This window comes from Pseudomonas sp. LBUM1660, from assembly GCF_059695935.1.
Map to the genome: position 1 here is coordinate 1,970,802 of NZ_CP166795.1, position 11,800 is coordinate 1,982,601.

Annotated in this window: 13 protein-coding genes; 9 read left to right on the top strand and 4 right to left on the bottom strand. The window is 57.4% G+C overall.

All coding sequences use genetic code 11. The annotated features are described in order from the left end of the window. Positions 1–136: 136 nt before the first annotated feature. Positions 137–1,303 carry an ADP-forming succinate--CoA ligase subunit beta gene (gene sucC, locus ACA068_RS09255; RefSeq protein ID WP_008148602.1) on the top strand — a complete coding sequence of 389 codons (1,167 nt, stop codon included), beginning with the start codon at positions 137–139 and terminating at the stop codon, positions 1,301–1,303. Further along, a complete protein-coding gene (gene sucD / locus ACA068_RS09260) occupies positions 1,303–2,184 on the top strand; it encodes a succinate--CoA ligase subunit alpha (protein ID WP_003210566.1) in 882 nt (293 codons plus the stop codon). Before sucC ends, sucD begins: the two co-directional genes overlap by 1 nt. A gap of 294 nt (positions 2,185–2,478) precedes the next feature. Here sucD and ACA068_RS09265 read toward each other — a convergent pair whose 3' ends face one another. Continuing rightward, positions 2,479–3,228 carry an IS5 family transposase gene (locus ACA068_RS09265; RefSeq protein WP_497309286.1) on the bottom strand — a complete coding sequence of 250 codons (750 nt, stop codon included), beginning with the start codon at positions 3,226–3,228 and terminating at the stop codon, positions 2,479–2,481. Positions 3,229–3,462: 234 nt separating this feature from the next. Here ACA068_RS09265 and brnQ point away from each other — a divergent pair, with 234 nt between their 5' ends. From brnQ to ACA068_RS09280, 3 genes are all read left to right on the top strand, one after another. Then, positions 3,463–4,776: a branched-chain amino acid transport system II carrier protein gene (gene brnQ, locus ACA068_RS09270; RefSeq protein WP_219095625.1), complete on the top strand. Its 1,314-nt coding sequence runs from the start codon at positions 3,463–3,465 to the stop codon at positions 4,774–4,776. A gap of 178 nt (positions 4,777–4,954) precedes the next feature. Continuing rightward, complete coding sequence (locus tag ACA068_RS09275; RefSeq protein WP_497309288.1) at positions 4,955–5,692, top strand: DUF599 domain-containing protein; 738 nt, start codon at positions 4,955–4,957, stop codon at positions 5,690–5,692. Continuing rightward, entirely contained in the window at positions 5,692–6,093 is a 402-nt protein-coding gene (locus tag ACA068_RS09280; RefSeq protein ID WP_497309289.1) for an MAPEG family protein, read from the top strand. Before ACA068_RS09275 ends, ACA068_RS09280 begins: the two co-directional genes overlap by 1 nt. A 67-nt stretch (positions 6,094–6,160) precedes the next feature. Here ACA068_RS09280 and ACA068_RS09285 read toward each other — a convergent pair whose 3' ends face one another. Continuing rightward, complete coding sequence (locus ACA068_RS09285) at positions 6,161–6,394, bottom strand: hypothetical protein (protein WP_109635983.1); 234 nt, start codon at positions 6,392–6,394, stop codon at positions 6,161–6,163. 157 nt (positions 6,395–6,551) lie between these two features. Between ACA068_RS09285 and ACA068_RS09290 the strand changes: the two genes are divergently transcribed. From ACA068_RS09290 to ACA068_RS09305, 4 genes are all read left to right on the top strand, one after another. After that, positions 6,552–7,028: a PaaI family thioesterase gene (locus ACA068_RS09290; protein WP_497309291.1), complete on the top strand. Its 477-nt coding sequence runs from the start codon at positions 6,552–6,554 to the stop codon at positions 7,026–7,028. Further along, a complete protein-coding gene (locus ACA068_RS09295) occupies positions 7,025–7,477 on the top strand; it encodes a PaaI family thioesterase (RefSeq protein ID WP_403101016.1) in 453 nt (150 codons plus the stop codon). The genes ACA068_RS09290 and ACA068_RS09295 overlap by 4 nt, the downstream gene beginning before the upstream one ends. An 81-nt stretch (positions 7,478–7,558) precedes the next feature. Continuing rightward, positions 7,559–9,463, top strand: coding sequence for a molecular chaperone HtpG (htpG, locus tag ACA068_RS09300; RefSeq protein WP_497309293.1), 1,905 nt, complete (start codon positions 7,559–7,561; stop codon positions 9,461–9,463). A gap of 67 nt (positions 9,464–9,530) precedes the next feature. Then, positions 9,531–10,259, top strand: coding sequence for a dienelactone hydrolase family protein (locus tag ACA068_RS09305; RefSeq protein WP_497309295.1), 729 nt, complete (start codon positions 9,531–9,533; stop codon positions 10,257–10,259). Positions 10,260–10,387: 128 nt separating this feature from the next. On the opposite strand, the gene ACA068_RS09310 is transcribed toward ACA068_RS09305, so the two are convergent. Both ACA068_RS09310 and ACA068_RS09315 read right to left on the bottom strand, forming a co-directional pair. Beyond that, positions 10,388–11,248: a pirin family protein gene (locus ACA068_RS09310; protein WP_497309297.1), complete on the bottom strand. Its 861-nt coding sequence runs from the start codon at positions 11,246–11,248 to the stop codon at positions 10,388–10,390. A 61-nt stretch (positions 11,249–11,309) separates the two neighbouring features. Beyond that, the gene (locus tag ACA068_RS09315; protein ID WP_497309299.1) at positions 11,310–11,726 is read right to left on the bottom strand and encodes an OsmC family protein; all 417 of its coding nucleotides are present in this window, start codon (positions 11,724–11,726) and stop codon (positions 11,310–11,312) included. Between the last annotated feature and the right edge of the window lie 74 nt (positions 11,727–11,800).

The following is an 11,800-nucleotide window of genomic DNA, read 5'->3' on the forward strand; positions in this document are numbered from 1 at the left end:
GAATATCCGCTGGACGCAGTCTTGCGTAGCTGCACCGGTTGTCCGGAAAGGCTACGCAAGCAGCAGTCACAGGTGGTGCGGCACTTGAACAAGTGCAGCACCGAATGCGCAGTACCTAACGAAGACGGTAATAAGCATGAATCTTCACGAGTATCAGGGTAAGCAGCTGTTCGCTGAGTACGGCCTGCCAGTATCCCAGGGTTTCGCTGTAGACACCCCGGAAGCAGCAGCAGAAGCTTGCGACAAAATCGGCGGCACCGAGTGGGTTGTCAAAGCCCAGGTCCACGCTGGTGGTCGCGGTAAAGCGGGCGGCGTAAAGCTGGTTCGCAGCAAAGAAGACGCCAAGGCCTTCGCACAGCAGTGGCTGGGCAAGCGTCTGGTGACTTACCAGACTGACGCCAATGGCCAGCCAGTCACCAAGATCCTGGTTGAATCGTGCACTGATATCGCTAAAGAGCTGTACCTGGGCGCTGTCGTTGACCGTTCGAGCCGTCGCATCGTGTTCATGGCTTCCACCGAAGGTGGCGTGGACATCGAGAAGATCGCTCACGACACTCCAGAAAAAATTCTGAAAGCCACTATCGATCCACTGGTTGGCGCTCAGCCATTCCAGGGTCGCGAGTTGGCATTCCAGTTGGGTCTGGAAGGCAAGCAAGTTGCTCAGTTCGCCAAGATCTTCGTAGGTCTGGCCAAGCTGTTCAAGGATCACGACCTGGCTCTGCTGGAAGTGAACCCGCTGGTGATCAAGGCTGACGGCGATCTGCATTGCCTCGACGCCAAGATCAACATCGACGCCAACGCCATGTACCGTCAGCCTAAGCTGAAGACTTTCCACGATCCGTCGCAAGACGATCCGCGCGAAGCGCACGCTGCCAAGTTCGAACTGAACTACGTAGCGCTGGAAGGCAACATCGGTTGCATGGTCAACGGTGCTGGCCTGGCCATGGGTACCATGGACATCGTCAACCTGCATGGCGGCAAACCAGCCAACTTCCTCGACGTGGGCGGCGGTGCTACCAAAGAACGCGTTACCGAAGCGTTCAAGATCATCCTGTCCGACACTAACGTCGCTGCAGTATTGGTCAACATCTTCGGCGGCATCGTTCGCTGCGACATGATTGCCGAAGGCATCATCGGCGCTGTGAAAGAAGTCGGCGTGAAAATCCCGGTTGTTGTTCGCCTTGAAGGCAACAACGCTGAGCTGGGCGCTAAAGTACTGGCAGAAAGCGGTTTGAACATCATCGCTGCAACCAGCCTGACCGACGCTGCTCAACAAGTTGTCAAAGCTGCGGAGGGCAAATAATGAGCGTCCTGATCAATAAAGACACCAAAGTTATCTGCCAGGGTATTACCGGTTCGCAAGGTAGTTTCCACACCCAGCAAGCCATCGAATACGGCACCAAGATGGTTGGCGGCGTAACTCCAGGCAAAGGCGGCACCGAGCACCTGGGTCTGCCAGTGTTCAACACCGTGAAAGATGCTGTAGCTGCCACTGGCGCCACCGCCAGCGTGATCTACGTTCCGGCTCCTTTCTGCAAAGATTCGATCCTGGAAGCTGCTTTCGGCGGCATCAAGCTGATCGTTTGCATCACTGAAGGCATTCCTACCCTGGATATGCTGGACGCTAAAGTTAAGTGCGACGAGCTGGGCGTAGTCCTGATCGGTCCTAACTGCCCAGGCGTGATCACTCCAGGCGAATGCAAGATCGGCATCATGCCAGGTCACATTCACTTGCCAGGCAAGGTCGGTATCGTTTCCCGTTCCGGCACCCTGACCTACGAAGCTGTCAAGCAGACGACTGACGCCGGTTTCGGTCAGTCGACTTGCGTCGGCATCGGTGGTGACCCGATCCCGGGTTCGAACTTCATCGACATCCTGAAGCTGTTCCAGGAAGACCCGAAGACCGAAGCGATCGTTATGATCGGTGAGATCGGCGGTTCGGCTGAAGAAGAAGCGGCTGCCTACATCAAGGCACACGTGACCAAGCCGGTTGTTTCCTACATCGCTGGTGTGACTGCCCCTGCAGGCAAGCGCATGGGCCATGCTGGCGCAATCATCTCTGGCGGCAAAGGCACTGCAGACGAGAAGTTTGCTGCCCTGGAAGACGCAGGCGTTAAAACCGTGCGTTCGCTGGCAGACATCGGCAAGGCTTTGTCCGAGCTGACCGGTTGGGCTGTCAAGTAAGCCTCGCGCTTAGCTGACGCTCTACCAAACAAAGGCCACCTTCGGGTGGCCTTTGTCGTTTCCGGGGTTTGAGAAATTCGCAGGCTTCTGCGGCGAGGGAGCTTGCTCCCGCTGGGCTGCGAAGCGGCCCCCATTTGGCGACTGCTGCGCAGCCGAGCGGGAGCAAGCTCCCTCGCCACAGGGTTTAGTTGTGAACATTTGATATGTAAACGCGACACGGAAATGTCGCGTATCGGATAGATCGCCCCTTAACAGTGCGTTTGTCGGGCAAATTCGTTAGGGGCTGTTCCCGTTTCACATGGGTAGCCAGAGGAAGGCACAAGCCATAGCCACCACGCTTTCGTAATTTCTCTTGAGTTTGTCGAATCGCGATGCGACCGCTCGATAGTGCTTCAGCCGGGCAAAGGCGTTTTCTACCAGGTGCCGGTTGCGGTAAAGCTCTTTATCCAGATCCGCATTGCCTTTCACCGAGTTGCGTTTTCTCGGAATCACGGCTTTGGCGCCCTGTTGTTCAACCTGTTCACGTATGGCCTCACTGTCATAGCCTTTGTCCGCAATGATTGTTTCGGCAGTGGGAACCTTGGCAATCAACGCAGGCGCCTGTGTGCAGTCGTTGATCTGGCCACCCGTGATTTCAAATACGACGGGTAGCCCGTAGGCATCTACAGCCAAGTGGATCTTGCTGGTGTTGCCTGCTCGACTTTTCCCTATTGCCTCATCCTTGCCACTGGCAGCACCGGCACTGTGCTGGTGGGCCTTGGCATAGCTGCCATCGATGAAAACCCATTCCATGTCCGGTTCAGCTACCAGCGCCTGAAAAACCTTGAGCCACTTACCTGACGCGGACCAGGCATTGAAACGCTTGTAGACTTTGCTCCAGCTTCCAAAGGCCTCGGGCAAGTCTCTCCAGGGACATCCTGTGCGCATGCGATACAGCATGCCTTCGACGGTCATCCGTAGATCGCGCTTGTTGTAGATGGCCTTGTGCAGCAGAATTTCCCGCAGCTTCGACCAGTGCTCATCACTGAGCAGTAATCGGGGCATTGCAAGCTCGTATTGGTTTTGTGTGAGAGCTACAACGATACGAGCTTGCTCTTATATATCAATGACTTAGATGGAAACGGGAACAGACCCTAGGCTAGCCGCCATTTTTGCGTTTGCGTCCCACAAGGAAGCGTCGCGCTAAACGGGTCAGTCCTATACGGACCGACAGCATTTCCCTCACCCCTCAGGGAAATCCCTCTCTAAATTCCGATTCAGTAGTGTGGTATTTCCTTAATGAAAGTTTTGAAAGGTCAGGACATCCTGGCACTTGGTTTTATGACGTTTGCCCTGTTCGTCGGGGCCGGCAACATCATCTTCCCGCCTATCGTCGGTTTGCAGTCCGGGCCTAATGTCTGGATGGCGGCGCTGGGCTTTCTGATCACCGCGGTCGGTTTGCCAGTGATTACCGTAGTTGCCCTGGCCAAGGTCGGTGGGGCGATGGATGCGTTGAGCAGCCCGATCGGCAAAATCGCCGGTGGCTTGCTGGCCGCTGCGTGCTACCTCGCTGTTGGCCCGCTGTTCGCCACGCCGCGCACCGCGACCGTATCGTTCGAAGTGGGTCTTGCGCCGCTGACCGGCGAGAGCCCGCTGGCGCTGTTCCTCTACAGTTCGGTGTACTTCCTGCTGGTGTTCTTCATTTCGCTGTATCCAGGCCGTTTGCTGGATACCGTGGGACGTTTCCTCGCGCCGCTGAAGATCATCGCCCTGGCCGCACTCGGCATCGCCGCGTTCGCGTTGCCGGCCGGCGATATTGGTGTGGCCACGCCTGAGTATGTCGCGGCGCCGTTCTCCCAAGGGTTCATCAACGGTTACCTGACCATGGATACCCTGGGCGCGCTGGTATTCGGCATCGTCATCGTCAACGCGATCCGCTCCCGTGGCGTCGAGTCGCCGGCGTTGATCACCCGTTACGCGATCATTGCCGGGCTGATTGCCGGCGTGGGCCTGGCGCTGGTGTACGTCAGCCTGTTCCGTCTTGGTTCGGGCAGCCATGAAGTGGCGGCCGGTGCAGCCAACGGTGCGGCGGTGTTGCACGCCTATGTTCAACACACCTTCGGTTCGTTGGGCAGCGGTTTCCTGGCGGTGCTGATCTCTCTGGCCTGTCTGGTGACAGCAGTCGGCCTGACCTGCGCTTGCGCTGAGTACTTCAGCCGTGTGCTGCCACTGTCCTACAAGACATTGGTCATTATCCTGGCCGTGTTCTCCCTGTTTGTGTCCAACCTGGGCCTCACCAAGCTGATTGCGTTCTCGATCCCGGTGCTGACAGCGATCTACCCGCCGTGCATCGCCCTGGTAGCGCTGAGCTTCTGCAAAGACTTCTGGCATGAACAGGGCCGCATCGTCGGCCCGGTGATGTTGGTCTCGTTCATTTTCGGCATGATCGATGCGCTCAAGGGCGCAGGTCTGGCGGACTGGATGCCAACACAGCTGTCCCATCTGCCGCTGAGCGAGCAGGGCCTGGCCTGGCTGGTGCCGTCGGTGATGACCTTGGTGGTTGCGGTGGTTTGCGACCGTCTGCTGGGCAAGCGCGAGGAAGCGCTGGCTTAAGCTGCTTCATGGCCCGCCACAAGCGGGCCAATCAAGCAGAAAACAGAAATGCCCCGTATCAATCGATACGGGGCATTTTTTATGCGCGAGATGCGGTGTCTTTTTTTGTCAGCTAACGTCGAAGCACTGCAAATCCCACAGGGTTTCGGTGTACCGATCTCACATCACAAGGACCTGCATGTCGTTCATCCACGCCAACATCATCCACATCCTCGCCGCGCTCTGGTTTGTCATCTGCTGGGGCGGTTACACCCGTTATGCTTCGTGGAAAGGCCGCGACACCGCGTGCCTGGCCAGTGTGCTGCACTTGTACCGTGAAGACTGGATGCGCCGCATGCTGTTGCGCGATAACCGCATCGCCGACGCCAGCGTGATTGGCAACCTGGAGCGCAACGCCTCGTTCTTCGCTTCCAGCACGCTGATTATCCTGGCCGGCATTCTCACTGTACTCGGCGCCTCTGAGCGGGCCGTGTCGTTGCTGGCGGATATTCCGATGGTGCAACAGGCATCGCAGGGTATGTCGGAGATCAAGTTGCTCTGCTTGGCGCTGGTGTTTGTCTATGCGTTTTTCACCTTCAGTTGGTGCATGCGCCAGTACAACTTCGCCGCCATTTTGATCGGGTCGGCGCCAATGATTGGCGAACGTCACGTGTCCGAACAAGAGCGCAAAGCCTTCGCTGCGCGAGCCGCCCGGGTGATCTCCATGGCGGCAAACCAGTTCAACTTTGGCCTGCGCGCTTACTACTTCGGCATGACCATGCTGGCCTGGTTCGTCAGCCCATGGCTGTTCATGTTGATGAGTGCCGGCGTGGTGCTGGTGTTGTATCGCCGGGAGTTTCATTCCGACGTTCTCGATGTGATGGTCTATACCCCTACAGAGGCGCCATTGCCCGAAGCCAATAAAGAGGCCGCTTGATGAGTATTCCGTTCTGGTGCGTGTTCATCAGCGCCTTGCTGATCTACGTGGCCCGCATGCCAGTGGCCAAGGCCATGAAAGAGCAGGGCGGTTACAACAATCACTTGCCGCGTCAGCAACAAGCGCAACTCACAGGCTTCGGCGCCCGTGCCGTGGCAGCGCATCAAAACTGCTTCGAGGCCTTCATATTGTTTGCGGTGGGGGTGTTGATGGCGCACACCACGCAAACGGCGGGGTGGCTGATCGATTCGCTGGCAATCATCTTTGTGATTACCCGAGTCATTTATTTACTGTGCTATTGGGCTGATCTTGCCTGGCAGCGGAGTCTGGTGTGGTTCATCGGACTAGTGTGTTCGTTGCTGCTGATGATTAGTCCGACTTTTAGAACTATTTTGCTCTAGCGGGGTAAATCACAGACAAAAGAAAACCCGCACTTGGCGGGTTTTCTTTATCACGCTAAAAACTGATTTAGTTTTTAGGTGCTTCTTTTGCTGCCGCTGCATCCGATTCAGCCTGAGCTTTGGCGGCTTCGGCGTTTTCTTTCGCAGCGTCGTTCACTTTATCCTGAGCTTTGTTCATGTCTTGCTGAGCTTGCTCAGCATGTTGGTTAGCATCTTGAGCTTTGTCCTCGGATTTTTTATCGCAAGCAGCGAGACCGAGGGAAGCGGTCAACATCAAGGCAATAGCTAAAGTCTTACGCATGGGGTGTATCTCCTTATGGAAAATATCTACTGGCCTTTCGAGCACAGCCACTAGGGTTAAGTTCCTCAATTCGTTCAGATATATAAGATTATTCCCACGGGAACTTTTACGAATACGCTGAATACGATCGCCGAATATTAAGAAGAGTATTTTTCACATGACCGAAAACCCCGTTTTTGAGCGCGCGACGCGATTTCTGTCGGCGCTCAGGCATTGTCAGGTACTGGGTTTGCGCGTTCACAGCGCCAGCAGCGAAGGCCTGACAGTCATCCTGCCATACAGTCCGCAAATCGTCGGCAACCCGCAGACCGGTGTGATCCATGGCGGGGCTTTGACCTCGTTGATGGACACCGCGTGCGGCATGTCGACGCTCTGCGTCCTGCCCGAGTTTGAAGTCTGTCCGACCCTCGATTTACGCATCGACTACATGCACGCCGCCGCGCCTCACAAGGATGTCTACGGTTTCGCCCAATGCTACCGGGTGACCACCGACGTAATCTTCGCCCGAGGCTTTGCCTACCAGGACGATCCCGAGCAACCCATCGCCCATGTCGTCGGCACATTCATGCGCATGGGCAAAGCCGTCAAAGGCGCCAAGGGTTTTGGCGGTGCGATCGCCGGAGGTGCGAAATGACTGACACTTTCAAAGAACAACTTCAGCAGGCCCACGAGCAGGGAGACTACGCCTCGCTGCTGCACCTGCTCCCTTACGCCAAACTGATCGGCGTCGAGTGTTCCCGTGTCGGGGATGAGTTGCTGTTCCGCCTGCCGGCCAATAAGGACAACATTGGTAACCCTTTACTGCCGGCCATCCATGGTGGGGTGATCGCCGGGTTCATGGAGCTGTCCGCAGCGCTGCACCTGCTGATTTTCACCGGTTCGCCGGGTGTGCCGAAGATCATCGACTTCTCCCTCGACTACCTGCGAGCCGGGCAGTTTCGCGACACCTGGGCCAAATGTCAGGTCTGTCGCCAGGGCCGGCGTGTCGCAAACGTAGCGATTACCGCCTGGCAAACCACCGAAGCCGAACCGATTGCCACGGCCCGCGGTCATTTCAAAATTGAAGAGCCCTTGAAATCCTGAACTCAGCCCCAAACTCTGATGACAACCCGCCGCCGACCCTTCAGGTCGCGGCCACTGCCATCTGATTGGAGTTTGATGACCATGAGTGTGGAAACTCAAAAGGAAACCCTGGGCTTCCAGACCGAGGTGAAGCAACTGCTGCACCTCATGATCCATTCGCTGTATTCCAACAAGGAAATTTTCCTTCGCGAATTGATCTCGAACGCCTCTGACGCTGTCGACAAATTACGTTTCGAAGCCCTGTCCAAGCCTGAACTGCTGGAAGGTGGCGCCGAACTGAAAATCCGTGTGAGCTTCGACAAGGACGCCAAAACCGTCACCCTCGAAGACAACGGCATCGGCATGAGCCGTGAAGACGCGATCACCCATTTGGGCACGATCGCCAAATCCGGCACTGCCGACTTCATGAAGCATCTGTCTGGCGATCAGAAGAAAGACTCGCACCTGATCGGTCAGTTTGGTGTCGGTTTCTACTCGGCGTTCATCGTTGCCGATAAAGTTGACGTGTTCAGCCGTCGTGCCGGTGCTGCCGCCAGCGAAGGCGTGCACTGGTCGTCCAAGGGTGAAGGCGACTTTGAAGTGGCCACCGTCGAGAAAGCCGAGCGCGGCACCCGTATCGTTCTGCACTTGAAGTCCGGTGAAGACGAATTCGCCGATGGCTGGCGCCTGCGCAACGTCATCAAGAAGTACTCCGACCACATCGCTTTGCCGATCGAGTTGCCGAAAGAAGTGGCCGCCGCTGAAGGTGAAGAGAAGCCGGCCGTTGAATGGGAAACCGTCAACCGCGCCAGCGCCCTGTGGACCCGTCCTCGCACCGAGATCAAGGACGAGGAATATCAGGAGTTCTACAAACACATCGCTCATGACTTCGAAAATCCGCTGAGCTGGAGCCACAACAAGGTCGAAGGCAAGCTCGAATACAGCTCGCTGCTGTACGTGCCGACCCGTGCTCCGTTCGATCTGTACCAGCGTGAAGCGCCGAAAGGCCTGAAGTTGTACGTACAGCGCGTATTCGTCATGGACCAGGCCGAGTCGTTCCTGCCGCTGTACCTGCGTTTCATCAAGGGCGTAGTCGATTCCAACGACCTGTCGCTGAACGTGTCGCGGGAAATCCTGCAGAAAGACCCGATCATCGACTCCATGAAGTCGGCCCTGACCAAGCGCGTCCTGGACATGCTGGAAAAACTGGCGAAGAACGAACCTGAGCAATACAAAGGCTTCTGGAAGAACTTTGGTCAGGTCATGAAAGAAGGCCCGGCAGAAGACTTCGCCAACAAAGAGAAAATCGCTGGCTTGCTGCGTTTCGCCTCCACTCAGGGCGAAGAAGGCGAGCAGGTTGTGGGTCTGGCCGAGTACCTGGCTCGCGCCAAGGAAGGTCAGGACAAGATCTACTACCTGACCGGCGAAACCTACGCGCAAGTCAAGAACAGCCCGCACCTGGAAGTCTTCCGCAAGAAAGGCATCGAAGTGCTGCTGCTGACCGACCGCATCGACGAGTGGCTGATGAGCTACCTCAGCGACTTCGACGGCAAGAGCTTTGTCGACGTGGCGCGTGGTGACCTGGACCTGGGCAACCTGGACTCGGAAGAGGACAAGAAAGCTGCGGAAGAAGTCGCCAAGTCCAAAGAAGGCCTGGTTGATCGTCTGAAAACCGCACTAGGCGACTCTGTTGCTGAAGTACGGGTTTCCCACCGTCTGACCGATTCCCCGGCGATTCTGGCCATCGGCGAGCAGGACCTGGGCATGCAGATGCGCCAGATCCTCGAAGCCAGCGGGCAGAAGGTTCCGGATTCGAAGCCGATCTTCGAATTCAACCCGGCTCACCCGCTGATCGAGAAACTCGACGCTGAGCAGAGTGACGAGCGTTTCGGCGACCTGTCGCACATTCTCTTCGATCAGGCGGCCCTGGCGGCCGGCGACAGCTTGAAAGACCCGGCCGCTTATGTGCGCCGCCTCAACAAGCTGTTGGTTGAACTGTCGGTTTAACTGAAGTTGTACAAAAACCCGCTTCGGCGGGTTTTTTCATTCTGGTGTCTTTTACTGGGAGTTCGTCATGAGTCAAATCACTGTTCGTTCCGTCGCTTATCAGATTGATGGCCAGTCATATGAAAGCCGTCTGGCGTTCGATGCCGACCACAAAGGCCCGCGCCCCGGTCTGTTGATGGCGCCGAACTGGATGGGCGTCAGCGTCGGTGCCGAGGAAATCGCCAAGTCGGTGGCGGCCAAGGGTTATGTGGTGCTGATTGCGGACCTGTACGGCCAGTCGGTGCGTCCGCAGAATGGCGACGAGGCGGGTGCAGCCATGATGCCGCTGAAGAACGATCGCGCCTTGCTGCGCAAGCGCATGCAGGCGGCGTTCGAGCAGCTGCAAGGGCAGGGCGAGGCGGTGGTTGATACGGCGAAGCTGGCGACTTTTGGTTTCTGTTTTGGCGGTTGCTGCGCACTGGAACTGGCCCGCACGGGCGCGCCGGTAAAAGCAGCGGTTTCGTTCCATGGCACCCTCGATACGCCGAACGTCAACGATGCGAAAAACATCAAGGGCTCGGTGCTGGTGTTGCACGGTGCATCAGACCCGCTGGTGCCGAAAGAGCAATTGCCGGCGTTTGAAGAGGAAATGAATGCGGCGGGCGTGGATTGGCAACTGCTGAGCTACGGCGGCGCGGTGCATTCGTTTACTGATCCGCATGCGAACGTGCCGGGCAAGATGATGTATGACGCGAAGACGGCGGGGCGGGCGTTTACTTCGATGCACAATCTGCTGGATGAAGTGTTTAGCGGCTGATGTCGTTCCCTGACATTGTTGGTGTCAGGGCTGGCCTCATCGCGAGCAGGCTCGCTCCCACATTGGAAATGCATTCCCCTGTGGGAGCGAGCCTGCTCGCGATGGCGATGTAACTGATGCCGAAGATCCTAAGGCAGTTCGATCCGCTCAACTTCCCCCGGCACCGTCGGCCAATCCCCGGCCGCCCAGCGTCGCCGCGCTTCATCGATCGCCGCCGGATCGCTCGCCACGAAATTCCAGTTGATTCGCCGCGGCCCGTCCAGCGGCGCCCCACCAAACAGCACCGCATGACAGTCGCTCTCGGCGAACAATGTCATTTCCTCTTCGGCAGGCAGCACCACCAGCGCATGCGGCTCCAGCAGTTCGCCATCAAGCTGTGCTTCGCCACTCAGCACATACAGCGCCCGCTCTTCATGCTCGGTCGGGATCAGCAAGGTGGTCGCCGTTTGCAGGTTTAACTCCGCGTACAACGTCGGAGAAAGCACCGGCACCGGCGATTCCAGGCAAAAGCCTGCCCCGGCAATCATCCGGATCTTCACGCCAAGGTTATCGCTGACCGGCAACGTCGCTGCCGGGTGATGGCTGTAGTGGCCCGGCCCCTGTTCATGCGCCTTGGGAGAGGCGAGCCAAACCTGCAAACCGTGCATTGTGAAGCCACTGTCTTTCAACGCCTCAGGCGTGCGCTCGACATGGGCAATCGCGCTGCCCGCCGTCATCCAGCTGACATCGCCGGCGTCGACCACCTGGTCGGAACCGAGGCTGTCCTTGTGCTGGATTTTTCCTTCGAACAAGTAGGTGAGGGTGGACAGGCCAATATGCGGGTGCTGACGGATGTTCATGCCTTTACCCGGTGGATAGCGGGTTTCGAGCATGTGGTCAAAAAATACGAAAGGCCCGACGCTGCGGCATTTGGCCGACGGCAGCGGGCGCAAAATCGGCTGGCCTTCTACATCTTCGGCGCGAGGGCGGATCACGAGTGGCGTGTTCATGGTGCATTCCAGGCTGAGCGGGTGACGCGTGGAGCATAACCCGCTTGCGCAGCCCTTGCCGCTATTGGCTGAAGGCACCCTCGGACAGATGGGTTTCGATGCTCACTTGCGTGCTGGTCATCAGTTTGTGCACCGGGCAGCGATCCGCTACGCGATGCAACTCATCACGCTGGGCATCGGTGAGCACACCCTTGAGGGTCAGTTTGACGTGCAGGGCATATTTGCCTTTCTGCTCTTCGCTGTTGTCACGTTTGACTTCGACCGTCACGCCGGTCAGCGGAATGTCTTTCTTCTTCGCGTACATCTTCAGTGTCAGGGCCTTGCAGGCGCCCAGGGCCGCGTCGAAGTAGTCGTGTGGCTCAGGGGCGGTGCCTTCGCCGCCAGATGTGGTCGGCACATCGGCAAAGAGCTCGTGGTCGTCGATCTGGACGCTGTGGCGAAAACCTTCAGCGGAAACGGTATTGACGGTAACGGTCATGGGAAACCTCGCAGGCAGCAGGAAAAGACTAAGTTATAGAGCATTCGTCCTGTTACGGGTTCCACTTTTGTGAC